Genomic DNA, 20,876 nt, shown 5'->3' with positions numbered 1-20,876 from the left:
AATATTGCCACATTTTTTGATTATCCGGCTGATATTCGTAAAGCGATTTATACCACGAATGCCGTGGAATCGCTTAATAGCGTGATTCGTCGCGTGATTAAAAAACGAAATGTATTCCCGACGGATGATTCAGTTTTCAAAGTGATTTGGCTTGCGATTAAAGATGCATCAAAAAAATGGACAATGCCGATTCAGAACTGGAAACTGGCGATGAATCGATTTATGATTGATTTTGGTGATCGCCTAGACGATCACCGTTAAGTTGAAATGGGTGTTTACACAGAATTTGGGATAGGGTCGTTTTTGTAAATTTTCACAAAAACTTCTTAGTTTCCTTTTGAATTCTTACGTTTCATTTCCATATTCATATCTTACCGGTCCGACTTTGATTTATACCATAAAACAGTGCGACACATCTTGTCGCTCCACTCAATAAAATACTATTGTGAAATAGGATAGGAGATAGTTTTATGAGCAATCAATATCAATTAAACCCACCTACGGTTTCAGCGTATGCTGAGCATTTAATGTTGAAACTCTTATTTGAGCATAAAGGCTTTCCTGAAATTTTTAGAGAGAATGGCTGGCGAGATGATAATATTGCAACTGCATTAGGCTTACCTCCAGAAATGGAAAATATCGACAATGTCAGATCAGTTGTAAAAGAGCTTTTACAGGCTCGTTATAAAGAAACAAATTTTTCCGAAGATGTGTCTGAACGTTGGAAAATGGCATATCAAAATATTGAAAAATTAAGTGAGATTGTAGAGCTAAATGAAGCAGAAAAGAACATTTTTCGTTTTGTTTTCCACTTGAGAGCAGAAAAACAGATGAAAGATTTGATGTGCTATCTTCCGCATATCAATTTAAGCCAAGCTATTGAAATTGTTGCGGATATTTTATCGTTGAGTAAAGATGATGTAAGAAAGGTTTTCAGCAAAAAACAGAAATTATTTGCTTATGGATTAATGGAGTTTTCTCATAGCCCTGATCGATTAGAAGAGTATTTGGGGTGGGGAGATACATTAGACTTTGATGACTTTTTAACTCAACCTTTAACGGAAGAGATGTTATTGGCTCGTTGCACTTTACCAACTGAAAAGCCGAGCCTTTCTCTTTCTCACTTTGAGCATATTAAATCAACCTATGAATTAATGCTTTCTCATTTGAAATTTAGCATTGATAACGCTAAAAAAGGGACGAACATTTTAATTTATGGTTCGCCAGGAACAGGGAAAACCGAGCTTGCAGGGTTATTGAGCGAAGCATTGAATGTATCAAGTTATACGATGGCATATATGGATGAAGATGATGATGTACTTGGTGGAAAAAGACGGTTAGAAAATTGCCGTTTAGCTCAACGTTTATTGCGAGATAAAAGTACGGTCATTATTTTTGATGAAATCGAAGATGTGTTTGCCAGCAGTTTTATGGAACGCTCTGTGGCACAGGAGAACAAGGCGTGGGTTAATCAGTTTTTGGAAAATGATGATGTACCGATGATCTGGCTGTCAAATTCGGTCAGTTGTATTGATAACGCTTATTTACGCCGTTTTGATCTTGTGTTCGAAATGCCTGATTTGCCATTTAGTCATAAAGAAAAGTTAATTCGTTCTATTGTCAATGAACAGTTATCTCACGATTACATTCGCCATTTTTCACAAGTAAAAGCCTTGTCGCCTGCGATAATTACGCGTGGATTGACGGTGATGAAACAGGCGTATTCTGATTGTTCTCAACAGGATTTTGCCGAAAAAACGTTAAATTGGTTTAATCAAATGTTGAAATCGCAAGGTTTTAAGAAAATCGAACCGCTTGTGGAAGGGAAAATTAGCTACAACTTAGATTGGGTCGCTTGCAATGATGATATTTATAAAATTACTGAAGGGTTAAAGCGGACTAAACGGGGTAGAATTTGTTGTTATGGTCCACCAGGAACGGGCAAAACAGCTTGGGCGAATTGGTTGGGGCAAGAGTTGGGAATGTCAGTATTGATTTGCCAAGGTTCAGATTTGTTGGATAAATATGTAGGTGGAACAGAGAAAAAAATTGCTCAAGCCTTTGCTCAAGCCAAAGAAAATAATATGGTGTTAGTCTTTGATGAAATTGATACTTTCTTGTTTGCCCGTGAAAATGGGCAACGTAGTTGGGAGCGCAGTCAAGTTAATGAAATGCTGACCCAAATTGAGAAATTTGAAGGATTATTGGTGGTCTCAACGAATTTAATGGATGGGCTTGATCCTGCCGCTTTACGCCGTTTTGATCTTAAATTGCATTTTAATTATCTCAAGCCGGAACAAGCGATTAAATTTGCTCAAGAACAAGTCAATAAATTGAGCTTGCCTGATTTAACTGATGTTGAACAAGATCGCATTGCTCAATTAAGAAATCTGACCCCTGGTGATTTTGCCGCAGTCGCTCGCCGACATCGTTTTGCACCGTTTGATAATCTTGATGAATGGTTAAAGGCGATTAAAGCAGAGTGTGAGATTAAACAAGGGAAAGTGGCAAGACGGATTGGGTTTTGATAAATGGAAAAGTATTAGTATTTAAAAAGGCATAGTAGACAAAGGGCAGGAATAAAACCTGCCCTTATGCATCAATTTAAAAAGCAATTACTCTTCGCCTAATTCGCCCATTGCAGTAATGCTAAAGCCTGCATCCACGTGTAACACTTCACCTGTTACGCCTGAAGCAAGGTCAGAACATAAGAATGCTGCTGAATTACCCACATCTTCAATCGTTACGGTACGGCGTAATGCGGCAGTTTGTTCGAATGCTGCAAGCATTTTCTTGAAGTTTTTGATACCTGATGCAGCAAGCGTACGGATTGGACCTGCTGAGATCGCATTCACACGGATTCCTTCTTTACCTAAATCCGCTGCCATTACACGAGTTGCTGCTTCAAGTGATGCTTTTGCTAAACACATCACATTATAGTTAGGGATTGCTCGTTCTGCACCTAAATAAGAAAGGGTTAATAATGCTGCGTCTTTGTTTAAGAATGGACGTGCTGCTTGTGCCATTGCCACAAAGCTGTATGCACTGATGTCGTGGGCGATGCGATAGCCTTCACGAGTTGCGGCATTTACATAGTCGCCATCTAATTGATCACCTGGTGCGAAGGCGATTGCGTGAACGAAACCGTCAAATTTTTCCCATTTTTTGCTTAATTCTGCAAAGCAGTTTGTGATGCTTTCATCGGTTGCTACATCTAATGGTAATACGATGTCTGAACCAAACTCTTCGGCAAACTCTTCAACGCGTGGTTGAAGTTTGTCGTTTAAATAGGTAAAGGCTAATTCTGCCCCCTGTGCTTTCATTGCTTTTGCAATACCGTAAGCAATCGAACGGTTGCTTGCTAAACCTGTTACTAAAATACGTTTTCCAGCTAAAAAGCCCATAAATCTGTCCTCTGTTTAAATAAAAAGATGCCAAATTGGCGAAAATTGTGGCGATTATAACGAAAAATTAGGGTGTCGAGCAAATATAAGCGGTCAGATCCGAGCTGTTTTTTGCAAATTCAATCATTTTGCCACAAAATTTTAACTTTTCCCTTGAAATCAGCCATTTCACCCTTATTATAGAGAGTAATTTTTTATAGATTTATATTTCAATGTAGGGATACACTGCGTGTGTCCGTTTGAATTTAATATAGTAGACACACGCAGTGTGTTCCTACATTTGTTATTTAATTTGGATAATCAGAGTAGAGAATGGGTAGAAAACGCAGTGCAAGTTCATCTCGTTGGCTTGCAGAACATTTCAAAGATCAATTCGTTCAAAAGGCACACAAGCAAAAACTTCGTTCTCGTGCCTATTTTAAGTTAGATGAAATTCAACAAACTGACCGCTTGTTTAAACACGGTATGACTGTAGTGGATTTGGGGGCTGCTCCAGGGGGGTGGTCTCAATACGTTGTCACGAAAATTGGTGATAAAGGGCGTGTGATAGCTTGTGATATTTTGGATATGAACCCGATTGTCGGGGTCGATTTTTTGCAGGGCGATTTCCGTGAGGAAAGCGTTCTAAATGCGTTGTTAGAGCGAGTGGGGGAAGGAAAAGTTGATGTGGTGATGTCAGATATGGCTCCAAACTTTAGCGGTATGCCTTCTGTGGATATTCCTCGTGCGATGTATTTGGTTGAATTAGCGTTAGATATGTGCCGTCAAGTGTTAGCACCAAAAGGCAGTTTTGTTGTCAAAGTGTTTCAAGGGGAAGGATTTGATGATTATCTGCGTGAAATTCGTTCATTATTTAGTGTAGTAAAAGTGCGTAAACCTGAGGCTTCTCGTGATCGCTCTCGTGAAGTTTATATTGTGGCGATAGGCTATAAAGGATAATGTAGCTTATCCTGTGAAATTATAGTAATCTTGACAAGTTTTTGATTAAAAAGAGGTACAAACCTTGAACGATATGTTTAAAAATATTTTGCTTTGGGTGGTAATTGGTATTACGTTGATGACGGCTTTCCAAGGCTTTGAAAGCAATTTTAATAGTGCGAATACGGTGGAGTACTCGACTTTCATTAACGATCTGAAACAAAATCGCCTCAGAGAAGTGAATTTTAAGAGTAACGATGAAACGATTACTGTGGCAAAGGTTGATGGTTCAGAATATCAAACGGTAATGCCGATGTATGACCGTGATTTGTTAAATGATCTCTTAAATAAAAACGTCAAGGTGATTGGTGAACCTGCGGAACGTCGTGGATTGTTATCGCAAATTTTGATTTCTTGGTTTCCGATGATTATGCTCATTGGCTTCTGGGTATTCTATATGCGTCAGATGCAAGGCGGTGGCGGTCGTGGTGCGATGGGCTTTGGTAAGAGCAAGGCAAAAATGATTGCCCCTGATCAAATCAAAACACGTCTTACTGATGTGGCAGGTTGTGATGAAGCAAAAGAGGAAGTTGCTGAAGTTGTGGACTTCTTGCGTGATCCAACAAAATTCCAGAAATTAGGTGGACGTATTCCAAAAGGGATTTTGATGGTTGGGCCTCCAGGTACGGGTAAAACCTTATTAGCAAAAGCGATTGCAGGGGAAGCGAATGTACCATTCTTTTCAATGGCTGGTTCAGATTTCGTTGAAATGTTTGTGGGGGTAGGTGCTTCTCGTGTGCGTGATTTATTCGATCAGGCGAAGAAAAATGCGCCTTGTATTATCTTTATTGATGAGATTGATGCGGTAGGTCGTAAGCGTGGCGGTGCAGGTTTTAGTGGTGGTCACGATGAGCGTGAACAGACCTTAAACCAAATGCTTGTGGAAATGGACGGTTTTGAAGGTAGTGAAGGTATCATTATTATTGCTGCGACTAACCGTGCAGATGTGCTTGATAACGCATTAACTCGTCCAGGTCGTTTCGACCGCCAAGTGACGGTAGATCTACCGAATGTGAAAGGGCGTGAGCAGATTTTGAAAGTGCATATGAAAAAAGTACCGCTTGCACCAGATGTAGATCCGATGGTTGTTGCTCGTGGTACTCCAGGTTATTCAGGTGCTCAACTTGCTAATCTTGTGAATGAAGCCGCGTTATTTGCAGCTCGTCAAAATAAACGTGTTGTAACGATGGACGATTTTGAGAAAGCTCGAGATAAAATCAATATGGGGCCAGAACGTCGTTCAAATACAATGACGGAAAAAGAGATTATCAATACGGCTTATCACGAAGCAGGACACGTTATTGTTGGTTATTTAATGCCAGAACACGATCCACTGAATAAAGTGACTATTGTACCTCGTGGGCAAGCATTGGGTTTTGCACAGTTTTTACCTGAGGGGGATCGTGTTAGTGAAACCTTTACGAAATTAGAAAGCCAACTTTCTACCTTATTTGCAGGGCGTATTGCTGAGGGTATTATTTTTGGTGAAGATAAAATTACCACAGGGGCTTCATCAGATATTCACCGTGCGACACAAATTGCGAGAGCGATGGTAACGCAATGGGGCTTTTCAAAAGAGCTAGGACCATTGTTCTATCAAAATGAAGATGGAATGGGAGCAATTAAAGGGGTTTCCGAAGCGTCGCAAAATTTGATTGACCAAGAGATGCGTAAAATCATTGATCGTAACTATGAGCGAGCGAAGCAGACATTGTTAGATAACATCGATATCTTGCACGCAATGAAAGATGCTTTATTGAAGTACGAAACGCTTGATCGCAAGCAAATTGATGATTTAATGAACCGCAGACCTGTTGGTGAACCATCAGGCTGGAGTAATTCGGGGAACGATGATGAAGATAAAGCATCAACGGTTCAAGATGATAAACCTGAAGAAAAATCTGTGGATAATCAGGATTTAGGCGATGCAGTTGCAAGCCGAGAAGCAGAAGGCAAACTGTAGTTTTCTAATAAAGGCAGAGGGTATCTTCTGCCTTTATTATTCTCAAATTGTATTATCTTTCGGCATAGTAGACAAAATAGTTGCTGGTTCAGTAAAAACTATGCCCCTTAAAAAAGCCCTTGCTCGAGCAGGTTATCGTGTATTTATTGCTAATCCACTGAAAGCCAGTGAGTTTGCAAAATCTCAAACGAGAGCCAAAACCGATGCAAAAGATGCGGTTAATCTCGCTTTCTATGGGCTCACTTGTGAGCTTAAAGGCGAAGTAGAACATCAGTTGTATGTTCCGCTTACTGAGCAAGAAAAACAGCTTGAAGCCCTTGTGGTTCGCCGTCGTCAGCTTGTGGATATGCGAGTTGCAGAGCTAAATCGTTTGCAACAAAGCCACGAAACCCAGTTGGACAATATCCAACAACACATTGAAATGCTTGATAAATTAATCACCGAACTTGATAAAGATATCGACGACCAAAGTAAGCATTTTAGTGATAAAGCTGACCTTATCTCAGACATCAAAGGCGTTGGCAAAAATTGCGTTGCCGTGATGATGTCAAGCCTGCCGGAATTAGGCAAGCTAAGTAGCAAAAGAATCGCCTCACTCGTTGGCGTTATTCCGCATCCACAGGAAAGCGGTCAATGGAAAGGAAAATCCTTTTGCTATGGTGGTCGAGCGATTGTTCGTAATGCCTTATATATGGCAGCACTATCGGCAATTCGTTTTGAACCCGTTTTTAAAGCCTTTTACACCCGATTGGTTGCAAAAGGCAAAGCGAAGAAAGTCGCTATTATGGCGTGTATGCGTAAACTGCTCACCATTATAAATGCGTTGGTTAAACGCAATGAAAAATGGGATGCTACATGCTACTTATCCACAGAATCTGTGGGTCAAAATTGAATAACTTTTTTGTGTGTGAACACAGTTGCTACGAAAACATTTGGCATAATAGACCAAAATGTTGGTGATAATTAAAGGAAATAATTAAAACCAGCACTTTTGTCTACTATGCCAATATTTTAAATTATCCGTTCATCAATACTTCCAACTGCTCTTGCACTTCCAGCCATTCCATTTCAACTTCTTCCAACTGTTTTTTGGTTGCCACTTGCTTTGCCAAGATGTCTGTCAATTTGGCTTTATTTTCTGCATCATAGATTTCAGGGGAAGCCAGCGTTTCTTCTAGGGTTGTTAAACTAGCGGTGAGCTTCTCTAACTCTTTTTCCAACTGCGTCAGCTTTTTACGAAGTGGGGCAGCTTGTTGGCGTAATTCGGCTTCTTGGCGTTTTTGCTCTTTGCGGTTTACCGCACTGTTTTCATTGTTACAAGCGGTCGAATTGTCCGCTTTTTTTGCACATTCTAACTGAGCATTTAGCTCATTTAGCCATTTTCGATAGTCTTCTAAATCGCCGTTAAATTCTTCGACTTTGCCGTCGTGAACTAAGTAAAATTCATTGGCGGTACTGCGTAATAAATGACGGTCGTGGGATACGATCACCAACGATCCTTCATATTGTGTCAGCGCCTCTGTTAAGGCTTGACGCATATCGAGATCTAAGTGGTTGGTCGGTTCGTCGAGTAATAGTAAGTTCGGGCGTTGCCATACGATAAGCGCAAGCACAAGGCGAGCTTTTTCACCGCCAGAGAAAGAACTGACCGCTTGTTTGACTTTATCGCTGTGAAACGCAAAGCCACCCAAATAGTTGCGTAGTTCTTGTTCGGTTTTTTCTGGGGCAAGGCGAGCTAAATGCCACAAGGCACTTTCATCTGCTCGCAAGGTGTCTAATTGATGTTGAGCGAAGTAACCAAGTTGAACGCCTTTAGCTAGTTGTGTATGTCCTGATTGTGCTTGAATTTCGCCTGCAAGTAGCTTAATTAAGGTGGATTTCCCTGCACCGTTTCGTCCTAATAAACCAATGCGAGAACCTGGTACAAGATTAAGTTTGACCGATTGCAACACGGTTCTTTCCCCATAACCTACACTAACTTTTTCCATCATTAACAAAGGGTTAGGCAGTGAAAGTGGTTCTCTAAACTCAAAGGAAAATGGGCTGTCGGCATAAGCTGGGGCAATCAGTTCCATTTTTTCAAGGGCTTTGACACGACTTTGAGCCTGTTTTGCTTTGGTGGCTTTGGCTTTAAAGCGGTCGATAAATTTTTGTAAATGGGCGATTTTTTGTTGCTGTTGCTGGTAAGCTGCATTTTGTTGAGCGAGTTTCGTCGCTCGTTGGATTTCAAACGCACTGTAATTACCTGTGTAATCAAACAATTTTTGCTGTTCAATATGCAGAACTCGGTCGATAATCGGATCGAGAAAATCTCGGTCGTGGGAAATGAGCAATAAGGTGCCATGATAGTTGCTTAACCAGCGTTCAAGCCAGATCACAGCATCTAAATCTAAGTGGTTGGTTGGCTCGTCAAGTAGCAACAAATCGGAACGACAAATTAAAGCTTGAGCCAAATTTAACCGCATTCGCCAACCACCTGAAAAGGATTTTACTGGCAGTTGAAGCTGTTCGGTACTAAAACCTAAGCCATTAAGTAGAGTTGAAGCTCTAGATTGAATTGTCCAAGCGTCAATGGTATCCAGTTGGGCGTGTAAGGTGGCAATCAAATTGCCGTTATTCTCAAGGTTGGCTTGCTCAAGTTGGGCAGTGAGTTGGGTATATTCCCGATCACCTTGGATTACATAATCCAACGCAGAGATATCTAATGCGGGTGTTTCTTGGTTTACCCACGCAATCGACCAGTTTTTCGGATAGCTGGCATCACCGCCTTCTGCTTGTAGTTCATTTTTTAATAAGGCAAACAGTGACGATTTACCACAGCCATTTTTGCCGATTAAGCCGACTTTCTGCCCTGTATGAATAGTTGCATTTGCTTGTTCAAGTAAGATGGTTTGACCACGTTTTAAGGTTAAATCTGTAAAAAAAATCATTGAAAATTAAATAAGTTGTTTGGTTTTAGGGTAAATTTATTGCACAATAACGAAGATTTTGTTTTATGAGGAAAAGTAAATGTTTGATTCGTTAGTTGTCCAATTCGTTGTTCTTTGGGCGGTCATCGACCCTATTGGCTCCATTCCAGTTTATTTGGCAAAAACCGTTGGTTTATCACCAGAAGATCGCCGTAAGATTGCCCGTAATGCGATTTTAATTGCAGCAGGGATTTTACTCTTTTTCTTGGTGTTAGGACAATGGCTACTTGATGCAATGCAAATTCCATTATCGGCATTCCAAATTGCTGGAGGCTTGGTATTATTGCTTTTTGCATTAACAATGATTTTTGGTGAAAGTAAGCCAGATCAAGAGATCAAAATGAAAAGTAATCTACACGAATTAGCGGTATATCCGTTGGCAGTGCCGTCAATTGCATCACCAGGGGCAATGATGGCGGTGGTGTTATTGACCGATAACCATCGCTACAGTTTTGGTGATCAGGTGATTACCACGGGGATTATGTTATCTGTACTGTTAATTACCTATATTCTCTTTTTAGTGGCAAACCGTATTCAACATTTTATCGGACACGCAGGGGCGGCGATTATTAGTCGTGTAATGGGTTTAATTCTTTCTGCGGTTGCTATTAATAATATTTTGCTCGGGTTGAAAGATTTTATTACACAGGCGCAGATGGGGTGATGTATTACTTACAACAAAATTATGTCATAAATAGATGTAGGGACACACTGCGTGTGTCCATTTAAAAAAGACTGCCCCTCACAATTTGGCGGACACACGCAGTGTGTCCCTACTACTTATATTAAGGAACACCCAATGTCTTTACTTCCACTTTCTCAAGCACTCGATACGATGCTAAACCAACTACCACGTCCAACATCACAAGAGATTATTCCGCTTGATCAAGCGGTAAACCGAATTTGTGCCGAGGATATTTTCTCACCGATTAACGTGCCGAATTTTGATAACTCTGCAATGGACGGCTATGCGGTACGAATGGCAGATCTAGAACATTCCACTACGCTACAAATCGCAGGTAAAGCCTTTGCAGGTAATCCGTTTCTGGCTGAAATGCCACAAGGAAGCTGTGTACGAATTATGACGGGGGCAAAAGTGCCAGTGGAAGCTGATGCCGTAGTGATGCAGGAAGATACGAAGCTGAATGCCGATGGTACTGTCACCATTAATCGCTTACCGAAGAAATTGGGGGATAATATCCGTCGTATTGGTGAAGATATGAAGCAAGGGGCATTGGTTCTCGCTAAAGGTAGCCTATTAAATGTAGCAAGCCTACCGCTATTGGCTTCGCTAGGGATTGATAAAGTTGCCGTTTATCCACGTTTGAAAGTCGCTATTCTTTCAACAGGTGATGAATTAGTGTCTGTTGGAAATCCGTTACAAGAAGGACAGATTTACGACACCAACCGTTTTACCGTCCGCCTTTTACTGGAAAAAATGCATTGTGAAATTGTCGATTACGGCATTTTGCCTGATGATCCTAGTCTGTTTGAGAAGACCTTTACCGAAGCACAACAAAACGCCGATGTGTTAATCACAAGTGGTGGTGTGTCCGTTGGCGAAGCGGATTTCACCAAAGATATCTTGGAAAAACTTGGGCAAATCGGTTTTTGGAAAATTGCGATGAAACCGGGTAAACCTTTTGCATTTGGTAAATTGGAAAAAGCGTGGTTCTTTGGTTTACCAGGCAATCCTGTGTCTGCTTTAGTCACTTTCTATCAACTTGTTCAGCCTGCATTATTGAAACTAGCGGGTAGATCCGATGAACATATTGCAAACTTTTCACCAAATTTAACCGCTTACACCGCTGTTCCGCTTAAGAAAGCCGTTGGTCGCCAAGATTTCCAACGGGGCTTTTTCTATGCGAATGAAAATGGACAACTTGAAGTGAAAACCATCGGTACACAAGGCTCACATATTTTTAGTGCGTTTAATGAAAGCAACTGTTTTATTGTGCTTGAGCAAGAACGTGGCAATGTTGCCGTAGGTGAGCAAGTGACTATTCAGCCGTTTAACCATTTATTGAGATAAACACAATCAATGCCCTTTTTTTCATCAATTAATTTTGTTTTATAAAATAAATATTTGATACTTATTTAGAAATAGGTAAAATGCACACCGTTTTCAAGAACAATTCAAATGCGGGAATAGCTCAGTTGGTAGAGCACGACCTTGCCAAGGTCGGGGTCGCGAGTTCGAGCCTCGTTTCCCGCTCCAATATATTTTCTTAGGGCGTGTTAGCAAAGCGGTTATGCACTGGATTGCAAATCCATGTAGATCGGTTCGATTCCGGTACACGCCTCCACACCCCAAGCCCCATAATATCATCCCCGATCATTTTCTAGCAAAATCAATATGTTACAGTATTTTCACACCTGTATAAAAGATCACGCTAGATCAGACTAAAACGGCTCTAAGGCAGTAGAAATAGCAGTATATTTTAGGCTATTGATACGCCTCATTTTAGGTGATTAATATGGCAATTTTAATAAAACCTCTATCAAACTTAGACATCAAAAATGCCACCGAAGGCGAACTACTACGAGATGGCGAAGGTTTAATTTTACAAGTAACAAAGAAAAATAAAGTTTGGCGTCTTGATTATAAAAAGCCTATAACCAAAGCGAGAACATCCATCACGTTAGGCTATTACCCGACTCTCTCGCTTAGACAGGCAAGGGAAAAGAAAAATGAACTCAAAGAACTCATCAGACAAGGTATTGACCCACAAGAACACAAACGCAAAATTGAGCGAAAAATACTAGATAATCTAGAAAAAACGTTTTACAAAGTAGCGTTACAATGGAAAGTATTTAAATCTTCTAAAGTAACGAAAGAAACAATGGAAGAAGATTGGCGACGTTTAGAATTACACATTTTCCCAACTCTTGCCGACATTCAAGTTGAACGTATCACTTCAAAGTTATTAGTTGATACCTTACAAATTGTCTATCGCAAAGGTCATACCTCTGTCATTGAAAAAGTACTGCGTAGCGTTGAAGGCATAATGGACCACGCCGAAAATTGCGGACTTATCGAAATGCACAATTGCCACAAAGCAAAAAAAGCATTTCATTACAAGCCTGCAGAAAACAATCCTACAATACCTATTGAAGAACTTCCAACCTTCATTACCAAGATGATGTTTGCCAATATTGAGCCATATACCCAACATCTGATTTTCTGGAACCTGCTTACTGGTGTTCGCCCATCTGAAGCCGTTGCAGTAGAATGGCGAGAAATAGATTGGGAAAACCGACTTTGGCGAATCCCCAAAGAAAAAATGAAAGGATCACGCTACAAAAAACGAGAGCATATCGTGCCACTCTCCAAGCAATCACTTGACATACTGCAAAGAATGAAAGCATTCAGCCGACATTCCCGTTTTGTCTTTCCACATTTTAAGGGAGGCGACCGCCCAATGTGTAGCGAAACAGTTAATCGAGCAATGAAAAGGAACGGCTATAAAGGTATTTTCACCTCACACGGAATGCGTGCTTTAATCAGCACACATCTTAATGAACAGAATTTTAATCCCGATGCTATAGAAATGGTACTTGCTCATAAAATTAAAGGATCCTCAGTAAGACGAGTTTATAATCGTCACGACTATCTCAAGGAACGAATAGAAATAATGGACTACTGGGGAAATTATCTTGAACAACAAGGCTTACGTTGGAAGCCACTTGTCTAAAAACAAAGCCCCACATCATAATAATGTGGGGCCTTTTTTAGCGTTCATCTATCAGCTTTTGCATATAAGCTCGAATTTCCGACCGAACATAAAAGGAAAAATTCCCAATTTTAATTTTCTTTGGAAAGTCTGGAATATAATACTCCGAATCTTTCCGTTGCCAACGGTCAAATGTAGCTCGAGATACTCCAAATAATCTCACTGCTTCGCCTAACCTAATGAATTCAATATCAGGCTCATTTTTTGTTACTAAATTCTGCTCATTACTGACCGCTTGTACAATTTCTTGTTCCATCATCTACCTCCGTTAAATTCCCCCCTAACACCGCATAGCCCGCAATATCTCGCCAGTTATCTTCATAACTTGGATTATTACCCGTTGAAATACGGGCTAATTTCGTGCAGATCATCTCTAACGCCTCACGCTGACGGGGCGTATAAAAATCATCAGGCACATCATCAAATAACAACCCTTTCATCTTTTGGGCTGTAATTGCCGTATCTGTAAAATCCCCGTACTGCTCGCCACGTTGGGCGATGGTTTGTTTAATATCAGACATATTTACCAACACCCCTCAAACTGTTCAGAGTATTTTTCTAAAAAATCAGTAAAACTGATATCTACAACAATTGAGCAAGTATCTTGATTATCATCAAAAAATGAAAATACATCACTCGTAAGAGGATTAGGTACATTTTTACAAATCAACTTAAAATACTCCTCATCAAAAGTCAATTTAGTAAACTCTCCTTGGATTTCTCCTGAAAGAATATGGAATTTCGCAGGTTCTCTTGATTTAGCTTTTCTCAGTTTATTAAACTCACCGAACTCAGAAATAACACTAGCAAGATCAACATATAAAATCTTATCCTTTCTGATATTAATAGGGCTAAGACTGAGTGTATATCCATTCTCAGTAGAAAATACAACAAACGCATTACAAGTAATAAAATCCATAACAAATACCTTCTGTTAATTAAAATACCGTTTTTCTTCAATAAGCTGTCCTCGGCTATATCTCACATAGATGCCGATTTGCTCATTACTGTAAATTTTCAGCGGTTTACCGTTTAATAAATCATCAATTTGATAATCGGTGACCCGCCCTCGCATTGTGATTAGCTCATTTTTTATCCTTTCTCTTACCTCCTGACTAACCTGATTATTTTTTAACCCCGTACAGTTACTGACACAAGTCCAAGGGCGAGCAAGCTCGCCTATTTTTGCCTCGCTATGCTCGGCTTGTTCGTGGTAGCCTAATAATTTCTGTTGTCTCATTTCCTCCCAATTTGTCGGCTTTCTGCCAATTTTCCATTCTTTTTTACGAGTAATAGCCACCGTACCGTTTAACTGGTTAGCAACACCATTTACTTTCTTACGGTCTTGTTGATATTTATCTTGCCCATACAAAGCGTAGTGCAGACGTACTTTCAATTCTTTACGCAGTACTAATGCACCACCTTGAAATTCCGTATAGACAGCCCAATCACCCACATCGGCGATTGCTCTTAAGGTATCAATTACCTCATCTTCCTGCTGTTCATCGCCTAGCTTACGACATTCACGCCACACCCCAACACTCGCCCCACCGATCTGCTGAAACTGACGAATACGCCACACACTTGCCCACGCCTCTACACGTTCTGCAGCTAAATTTACTGGCGTACCTGTCTCTTCATCTAATAGGTCACTCATTCCCTTGCCGTCGATATTTTTAGAAATATATTTTGCAAGATAAGAAGCTCCAGACCCCTTAGAACGATCTATTTTCTTAAAAGTACAACGGCGTTTCTTCGCCCCCGCCTCATCACCATCTTCTTCTAAAGCGTAATGCCAAAAGACACGTTTCAAGTCACGAACCTGTTCAGGACGGGTATAAAGGATTAAATGCCAGTGCGGTGTGGCATCGTGGTGAGGTTCGGCAACACGGAAACCATAGATCTGAATACCACGACGTTTTAATTCGGCTCGAATTTTTGCCCAAACACTGCAAAGATATTTCTGGGTTTGATGGGGAGCAGAACCATTCCACTTTGGATTAATACCCCCCTCGTGTAGCATTGCGTGATATTTTGACGGAGCAGTCAAGGTCACAAAAACACCCTCATCGCCATTCTTCTCAGCAATTTGGTCAAAACCATTCATTCTCGTCATCAGCTCAATACGGCGTTTTTTCGGATTACTATTTGACTTGAGCCACGTTTCTAATAACTCAACTTGTTCTTCATCATTAAGTAAATTAGTGATAATAGAATTTTTAATAAACTCAAAATTCGCACGGCGTTGTTGTTGATGGGCGTGCAAGCGTTCATTACTGACATATCCACCAGTATTAATATTCACCATTCCAACCGCAATTGCCAAATGCTCTTTCATACGCACAGCCGCACGTTTTAACTTATTATGCCAATAATTCGGACACGCCAATTTCAACAGCCCCGAAACGACTTCATCATTACCGATTTTAAGTTTTTTGGCTTTCTTGGCATAAGGAGCAGGGATCTGATACTGCTCACAAATTTCCACCAATTCAAGATACAACTCTCGCAATAACGCAAGTGCAGTTTCACCATTATTTGCTTGATGAACACACTGATTTCCGAACTCTTGCTGACGTTCTCCCATAGTGAACGCAAGCGTATTTGCCAATTGTTCAAGCTGATCTGGACGCTGATAACAAAGAGGGGTCAATTGATGATGGCTAAAGATTGCCTTACTATTTTTTACACGTTCAGCAATATCAGGCATTACTACCTTATAGCGTCTAATTTTTCGTTCCACACGCTCTTGATACTGCTCATTTGTTTCCTCTTTCGGAATAGCTTTCCAGTATTTTTCATCGTTTTCTGGCATATCTATCCCATCAAGAAAACTTAAATCTTGATAAGGTAAATGCCACAAGCTCAGCACGTCCGCATATTGCGACATCACCATTTTCACTCGAGGTAAGACCTCAGCCATTTTCTGTTTGAACCATTGACTTGCATAGTTAGAACCATAGGCTTTCAAACGTTTTTGATATAACTTGCCTAAATAATCGCTCAACTGACGGGGCAATTTATCGAACTGTGCTTGACGTTCATAATGATGATCGGGATCAAGCTCAAATAGATCTTGTTGCACCATAGACAAGCGGTGTAAATCGTGAGGTTTTTTACGAACAACTGATGATGAAGTAACAGATGAATAAGGAAAATGGACAAAGGAGGGAGCTTGTTCAGCAACGACAATAGGCGGAAAAATTTCCGCCTGTTCACTGTCTGATAAAATCCAATTTTCCTTATTCATCTACTAACCCTTGGTAGCAAAGAGAAAAACCTTTCTCAACTTGTTGCAATAAAGGACGATATTTTTCAGGAACCTCATCGCCCTTGTATCCCGTGATATTTCTAATAACAGCAAGTAGGACAAAATCACTATGGATATATTTCCCTAATAACCGACCATTGCGATACAAATCAAAGGTACGACTAATTTGCCGATATTCGAGGCTATAGCACCGCTTACCATAAATGAAACGAGGGTAAAAGGTGCGATACTGCCCAACACTAACAGTCATAACCCGCATTCAACGTGCAGTATTCTTTAATCGTATCAGCGACAGACTGAATCGCATTGGAAACATCTGCCAGCGTGCCATCTTCCTCACCACTAAAAATCGCCAACTGCACCAAACCTTCAGTAAGCTCAGTGGCATTACGATATAAATCGCCAATTTGGCTAATCTTGCCGTGTTCGGTTAATCTAAAAACACGATAGCCATTTGTTACCGTGTGCTGAATTTCGAATTGCTCATTACTATTCAGGCTAAAAATAATTTTGCGGTTCATTGTTTATCTCCTATCTAATCGCCATCGTAATTTTAATTTTTGGGTTATTAACCCGTTGCATCGTGGTTTGGCGTAACGCCTTAAAGTCATCAAGTAACGCATCTAACACATAGGTCACGTTATCGGCTTTTGCGATAAAGGCATCACCTTTCCACAACACATATTCGGTTTGCTCGCCTTGGCTACGTTGCTCAATGCAATACTGATCTAATGTGATGATTGATGTTGCCATAACTGTTTTCTCTCATTTCCAGCCCGATATCGAATAATCTTCGTAGGTTACCCCACTGTGTTTGCCTAGCTTGCTCCGTTGTCGCTTGCCCATATTGCTTGTACACCTGCCAATAGATTTTTTATAAATCATAAAATTGTTGCTCGCTATTCATAATTTCCCTTCCGTTTTGCTGTTTCGTGGAACTCATAAAATTTCAGGTTCTGCCCGAATTTACCGCTAATCTCTCGCATTTCTCGCAAAGCACAGGCAATCCACGCACGTTCCGCTTGTTTAAATTCATCAAGAGGCTTATTTGCATTGATTTCCACGGATTGCCCTTGCTCTTGTGCAAGTAAATTTGCCATACCTAATAAACGTCTTCGTTGCAGATAATCCAGACTTAAAAAAGCTCTATCGACACGGTTCAGCTCAGGTTTCTCAGGGCAAATTTGGCTGGCTAATACTCGACCAGCAACAAACTGATCGATCAACGCCCAACCCTTCAACCCTTTAGCTTTCAAATTTTGCACCTGCTTTACCCCTTCCGCTTCTTGAGCTTTGAGATAAGCCTCCCATTCTGACCGTGTCATCGTTCACCCCTACGGATTACCCTTACTACACAACACCCCAAGCAACCACTGCCACAAACGACAAACAAGGCTTTTCGGTTTTGGATAGGCAACCCATTGCAACTCTTTCTCTGCTTGCTCACGGGCTTTCTTCTCAGCCACCAACGTTGCCACCTTTGTTTCTAGCGCCGTCAATAAATCGTGGGTATTCTCTAAATCCAGCGTCACCACTTCCTGACGACCTTCCAAATGACGCACACGTTTTTCCACCAAAAACAGATTTAACCGACGGCGGTCTTTCATCTGTCTGTTCATACGCCAGCGTTGATTACGTCTAAATTGTTTACTCATTGTTCAAACTCCTGTTTTCAGGGTGCAAAAAACCAGCCCTTTAATAAAAAGGCGATTTTTTACACAATTTAAAGATTAATATTTGAAATCAGATGAATGTGTATATTCTGGTGCGAACATATCAACAGTCTGTCTATCAAGCTGATTTAGCGGTTTAGTCGCTGACTGCCACCCTTCAGCTTCACGGTATTCAGGCTCATAAAACTCAACAATCTCAGTCATTGCTTTGCCATAACAACCGCACTGATGACACCTAAAAATAGTGACACAGGTCTGCAATGTCGGATTAGTCGATGTTCTCACACTAAGAGCAGAACCACATTTAAGACATTTCGTGTTTGTTTTCATCTTTCCCCTGCCTTTCGGCGATATCCTTTTTCCACTTTTTTCTGCCGTTCCCCAACGGCCCCCACGTTTTCAACTCAGTTTTCCCCTTGCACATTCCCCAATATGCAAGCGGTTTGTTTTTGGTTATATTTTGCTGATATCACCTACCTTTGTTTATAATTCAATTTCCATTCACTCAAAAAAGGAAATCAGAATGAACCCAACACAATTTGAAAATATTTCAATGCTTAATCCAGAGCGACAATTTGCAAAAGCGATTGTTGCACAACTTACCAAAGACCAACTTAAAACCTTAAAAAGTCGCTTGCAGTTCGACCCACGCAAATTACCGCTTACCTTTCAAGCCTTAGAAACGGCTCTACAAGCTACGGACGAAGCAACATTTAACACCCTACGCACTCGCTATTTTCAGCTGATTGACGAGTTTCAAAAACTTGTCGAACCATCACAGATTGACGCTTTGCAAGGCTACGCAACTTACATCTCTCAATTAATTGAGCAGACGGACGATGATTTTCTCCTTGACGATTTGGAAACGCTCCACGGTCATTTGCTGAACTTTTTCGAAAGCGTAAATACTCGCTAAAACTGCCAATATCCGCCCATTCTGCAAGCCCTGCACTCACAGGGCATTTAACTTTCTCACACATTCCCTTTTCTCCTCGTGTTAAACACATTAATTGCTTTCAAAATTTGCCTTTGTTTATAATCCCATTTCCATTCACTCAAAAAAGGAATTCGATATGAAATCTAATCTCATCAACATATCAGGTTACGCTATTGTGTTTAGCGCTTCTTTCCTTTACTACCACAACGTACTTACACCAGAGTTCACATTTGATTGGCAAATCCGCCTACTGTGCTTACTTGTTGTGTCTTTTGAGCTTATCTACCGATACACCAAACGCCATATTGAACAAGTCCCTGTATCAGCGCTTAAAGAGTTTCTTAGGCTTTTATGTATCGTAGCGATTACCCTTAGTAGCTTTTCACAAACAGAGCTTCAACAACTCGGCTTTAACTTTGCAACAGATGAAATCCAAGCCATTTCGCAATATTTTTGGTTAAAGTTCATCTTTTTTGTTGTGAGTGTGACTATCGTTCCTAGACTGTTCAGGGTATAACCAAACCAACAAAAACCAACGGCTAATGAGCAACGCTAAAAAAATCCAATGTTCGTAGCCGTCTGGAGATTCAATAAAAAGCAGATACAAGCTCAAATATGAATGACCAGCCAAAATATCACCTTTTGTCTCTTCACTCAGCTTCATCTTTCCCTCCTATTAAACACATCAATTGATCTCAAAATTTGCCTTTGTTTATAATCCCATTTCCATTCACTCAAAAAAGGAACTTACTATGACAATTGAAACTCGACTTGCAAAACTAGAAATACGCCTTGCACTACTCTCTGAACTGCTTTACCAGCAAAACCAGTACACCACATCTATTGCTAAATTCATTATTTCAACGAAGTTCGAAGATTTTTCGACATCGCTAACGTCAATGTCTCAATCTCTTTCTGAACAGCTTTCGCAAATAAATGCTCATCTTGAGACCCTACCTGAAGATGCAACGCTGGAACGTGAATATGTAAATTTACTACAACAGAACCAGCAGATTTTGCACTCTGCGATAACGACGGCTCTTGCTCAGCATTTGAAGCCGTAGTGTCTAAACTATTCAATACTTTTTCCGCACACTGCACGCCGTGCATTTTGGCTAAGTCCAAAATGCTACGGCTGAACATTAAACAATCTTTCTCACACATTCCCCTTATCCCCCCTTGCCTTTAAGGCTTCTTTCATCAAACAGCCAACCCCAAACCCTGACGGATTAACATCCGCCCCAATGCCGCCTTAGTGGCGAGCCCCAAACGTTCACGCTCTTTCTCAAAGGCAATGCCTTCTTCCTCGTTTAACGTCATATGAAACGCCACAGACACTTCACGCGTCGGGCGGATTTTTCTCCCAGTTTTGTGACTGAGATCACCTTTTTCCATCTAGACACCCCTTGTGTTTATTGATATTGTTAGTACATTTTATTAAAACGATCCATTTCGATCGGTTTTGCTTTGTTGTGAAGTATTTTATATCTCATTTTGCGACATTGCAACCAATTTTGCGACATTGCAAGGGGTTTTTTATGGATATATTAAATAGTCGCTCAATTATTGAACGAATGAAATCAGTCTTATCTGTCAGTACAGATGATGAATTAGCTCAAATTATCAACAAACCATCATCAACAATAAGAAATTGGAGAAACAGAAATAACTTTCCTTTTGAAGTAGCTATTGAGTTTGCTAATACCCATTCTCTAACTTTAGATTGGTTAGTATTGGGAAAAGAAGAAAACACCCAAGACGAAATGGAAACCGAACTTCTAGCACGCTTTGCCAAATTGGATTTCAAACAAAAATTAAAATTACTCACCAGCCTAGAAGAGGGTGACTTTGCAAAAAGTGGCACACATCAAACCGCTCACGGCAACGGCAATAACCAGCAAGTGTTTAGTGGTGATGTTGGGGAAGTTATAGGGATAAAAAAATAGG

At 40.5% G+C, this 20,876-nt stretch carries 24 protein-coding genes and 2 tRNA genes; 14 read left to right on the top strand and 12 right to left on the bottom strand.

Annotation, left to right across the window (positions count from 1 at the left end; all coding sequences use genetic code 11):
- Nucleotides 1-261 (top strand): transposase (locus B0183_RS08050; protein WP_131826771.1); only part of this gene is annotated, 261 nt, incomplete at its 5' end.
- Between the two features lie 209 nt (nucleotides 262-470).
- A complete protein-coding gene (locus B0183_RS08045; RefSeq protein ID WP_078208627.1) occupies nucleotides 471-2,528 on the top strand; it encodes an AAA family ATPase in 2,058 nt (685 codons plus the stop codon).
- An 87-nt stretch (nucleotides 2,529-2,615) separates the two neighbouring features.
- Here B0183_RS08045 and B0183_RS08040 read toward each other — a convergent pair whose 3' ends face one another.
- Nucleotides 2,616-3,404 (bottom strand): enoyl-ACP reductase FabI, encoded by a 789-nt coding sequence (locus B0183_RS08040; RefSeq protein WP_021113594.1) that lies wholly within the window; start codon nucleotides 3,402-3,404, stop codon nucleotides 2,616-2,618.
- 312 nt (nucleotides 3,405-3,716) lie between these two features.
- On the opposite strand from B0183_RS08040, the gene rlmE reads away from it, so the two are divergent.
- From rlmE to B0183_RS08025, 3 genes are all read left to right on the top strand, one after another.
- A complete protein-coding gene (rlmE, locus tag B0183_RS08035; protein ID WP_042905901.1) occupies nucleotides 3,717-4,343 on the top strand; it encodes a 23S rRNA (uridine(2552)-2'-O)-methyltransferase RlmE in 627 nt (208 codons plus the stop codon).
- A gap of 73 nt (nucleotides 4,344-4,416) precedes the next feature.
- Entirely contained in the window at nucleotides 4,417-6,345 is a 1,929-nt protein-coding gene (ftsH, locus tag B0183_RS08030) for an ATP-dependent zinc metalloprotease FtsH (RefSeq protein WP_078208629.1), read from the top strand.
- Between the two features lie 100 nt (nucleotides 6,346-6,445).
- On the top strand, nucleotides 6,446-7,237 hold the full coding sequence (locus tag B0183_RS08025) for a transposase (protein WP_234802049.1): 792 nt from the start codon (nucleotides 6,446-6,448) through the stop codon (nucleotides 7,235-7,237).
- A 124-nt stretch (nucleotides 7,238-7,361) separates the two neighbouring features.
- Here the strand turns inward: B0183_RS08025 and B0183_RS08020 are convergent, their stop codons facing one another.
- On the bottom strand, nucleotides 7,362-9,275 hold the full coding sequence (locus B0183_RS08020; RefSeq protein WP_078208626.1) for an ABC transporter ATP-binding protein: 1,914 nt from the start codon (nucleotides 9,273-9,275) through the stop codon (nucleotides 7,362-7,364).
- Nucleotides 9,276-9,354: 79 nt separating this feature from the next.
- On the opposite strand from B0183_RS08020, the gene B0183_RS08015 reads away from it, so the two are divergent.
- The 5 genes from B0183_RS08015 (at nucleotide 9,355) to B0183_RS07995 (ending at nucleotide 13,009) form a co-directional block, all read left to right on the top strand.
- A complete protein-coding gene (locus B0183_RS08015; RefSeq protein WP_012621765.1) occupies nucleotides 9,355-9,978 on the top strand; it encodes a MarC family protein in 624 nt (207 codons plus the stop codon).
- Nucleotides 9,979-10,113: 135 nt separating this feature from the next.
- A complete protein-coding gene (moeA, locus tag B0183_RS08010) occupies nucleotides 10,114-11,346 on the top strand; it encodes a molybdopterin molybdotransferase MoeA (protein ID WP_035491294.1) in 1,233 nt (410 codons plus the stop codon).
- A 110-nt stretch (nucleotides 11,347-11,456) separates the two neighbouring features.
- Nucleotides 11,457-11,532: transfer RNA gene (locus B0183_RS08005), tRNA-Gly, on the top strand.
- Between the two features lie 14 nt (nucleotides 11,533-11,546).
- Nucleotides 11,547-11,620, top strand: a tRNA-Cys gene (locus B0183_RS08000).
- Nucleotides 11,621-11,791: 171 nt separating this feature from the next.
- Nucleotides 11,792-13,009 carry a tyrosine-type recombinase/integrase gene (locus B0183_RS07995; protein WP_021110873.1) on the top strand — a complete coding sequence of 406 codons (1,218 nt, stop codon included), beginning with the start codon at nucleotides 11,792-11,794 and terminating at the stop codon, nucleotides 13,007-13,009.
- A gap of 37 nt (nucleotides 13,010-13,046) precedes the next feature.
- On the opposite strand, the gene B0183_RS07990 is transcribed toward B0183_RS07995, so the two are convergent.
- From B0183_RS07990 to B0183_RS12170, 10 genes are all read right to left on the bottom strand, one after another.
- Nucleotides 13,047-13,304, bottom strand: coding sequence for a helix-turn-helix transcriptional regulator (locus B0183_RS07990; protein WP_021113109.1), 258 nt, complete (start codon nucleotides 13,302-13,304; stop codon nucleotides 13,047-13,049).
- Nucleotides 13,273-13,569: a DUF6378 domain-containing protein gene (locus tag B0183_RS07985; protein WP_071610274.1), complete on the bottom strand. Its 297-nt coding sequence runs from the start codon at nucleotides 13,567-13,569 to the stop codon at nucleotides 13,273-13,275. The genes B0183_RS07990 and B0183_RS07985 overlap by 32 nt, the downstream gene beginning before the upstream one ends.
- Before the next feature lie 2 nt (nucleotides 13,570-13,571).
- Nucleotides 13,572-13,967 carry a hypothetical protein gene (locus tag B0183_RS07980; RefSeq protein WP_021113043.1) on the bottom strand — a complete coding sequence of 132 codons (396 nt, stop codon included), beginning with the start codon at nucleotides 13,965-13,967 and terminating at the stop codon, nucleotides 13,572-13,574.
- Between the two features lie 15 nt (nucleotides 13,968-13,982).
- Complete coding sequence (locus B0183_RS07975) at nucleotides 13,983-16,298, bottom strand: replication endonuclease (RefSeq protein ID WP_078208625.1); 2,316 nt, start codon at nucleotides 16,296-16,298, stop codon at nucleotides 13,983-13,985.
- A complete protein-coding gene (locus tag B0183_RS07970; protein ID WP_042905896.1) occupies nucleotides 16,291-16,569 on the bottom strand; it encodes a hypothetical protein in 279 nt (92 codons plus the stop codon). The genes B0183_RS07975 and B0183_RS07970 overlap by 8 nt, the downstream gene beginning before the upstream one ends.
- On the bottom strand, nucleotides 16,559-16,840 hold the full coding sequence (locus B0183_RS07965) for a hypothetical protein (protein ID WP_021115789.1): 282 nt from the start codon (nucleotides 16,838-16,840) through the stop codon (nucleotides 16,559-16,561). Before B0183_RS07965 ends, B0183_RS07970 begins: the two co-directional genes overlap by 11 nt.
- 10 nt (nucleotides 16,841-16,850) lie before the next feature.
- Nucleotides 16,851-17,072, bottom strand: a complete 222-nt coding sequence (locus tag B0183_RS07960) for a hypothetical protein (protein WP_021113116.1) — start codon at nucleotides 17,070-17,072, stop codon at nucleotides 16,851-16,853.
- A 146-nt stretch (nucleotides 17,073-17,218) separates the two neighbouring features.
- Entirely contained in the window at nucleotides 17,219-17,644 is a 426-nt protein-coding gene (locus tag B0183_RS07955) for a hypothetical protein (RefSeq protein ID WP_021115791.1), read from the bottom strand.
- A gap of 9 nt (nucleotides 17,645-17,653) precedes the next feature.
- Nucleotides 17,654-17,974, bottom strand: coding sequence for a hypothetical protein (locus B0183_RS07950; protein ID WP_021113112.1), 321 nt, complete (start codon nucleotides 17,972-17,974; stop codon nucleotides 17,654-17,656).
- A 75-nt stretch (nucleotides 17,975-18,049) separates the two neighbouring features.
- Complete coding sequence (locus B0183_RS12170) at nucleotides 18,050-18,322, bottom strand: hypothetical protein (RefSeq protein ID WP_131826770.1); 273 nt, start codon at nucleotides 18,320-18,322, stop codon at nucleotides 18,050-18,052.
- Between the two features lie 193 nt (nucleotides 18,323-18,515).
- Here B0183_RS12170 and B0183_RS07945 point away from each other — a divergent pair, with 193 nt between their 5' ends.
- From B0183_RS07945 to B0183_RS07925, 4 genes are all read left to right on the top strand, one after another.
- On the top strand, nucleotides 18,516-18,908 hold the full coding sequence (locus tag B0183_RS07945; protein ID WP_078208624.1) for a hypothetical protein: 393 nt from the start codon (nucleotides 18,516-18,518) through the stop codon (nucleotides 18,906-18,908).
- Between the two features lie 157 nt (nucleotides 18,909-19,065).
- A complete protein-coding gene (locus B0183_RS12165) occupies nucleotides 19,066-19,446 on the top strand; it encodes a hypothetical protein (protein WP_043896102.1) in 381 nt (126 codons plus the stop codon).
- A 235-nt stretch (nucleotides 19,447-19,681) separates the two neighbouring features.
- Nucleotides 19,682-19,993 carry a hypothetical protein gene (locus B0183_RS12160; protein ID WP_131826769.1) on the top strand — a complete coding sequence of 104 codons (312 nt, stop codon included), beginning with the start codon at nucleotides 19,682-19,684 and terminating at the stop codon, nucleotides 19,991-19,993.
- Nucleotides 19,994-20,467: 474 nt separating this feature from the next.
- A complete protein-coding gene (locus B0183_RS07925; RefSeq protein ID WP_078208622.1) occupies nucleotides 20,468-20,875 on the top strand; it encodes a helix-turn-helix domain-containing protein in 408 nt (135 codons plus the stop codon).
- Nucleotide 20,876: the final 1 nt, after the last annotated feature.

This window comes from Glaesserella parasuis, assembly GCF_002015085.1.
In the GTDB taxonomy this organism is placed as follows: domain Bacteria; phylum Pseudomonadota; class Gammaproteobacteria; order Enterobacterales; family Pasteurellaceae; genus Glaesserella; species Glaesserella parasuis.
The sequence above is the reverse complement of the archived record's forward strand: the minus strand, read 5'-3'. Positions and strand labels throughout refer to the sequence as shown.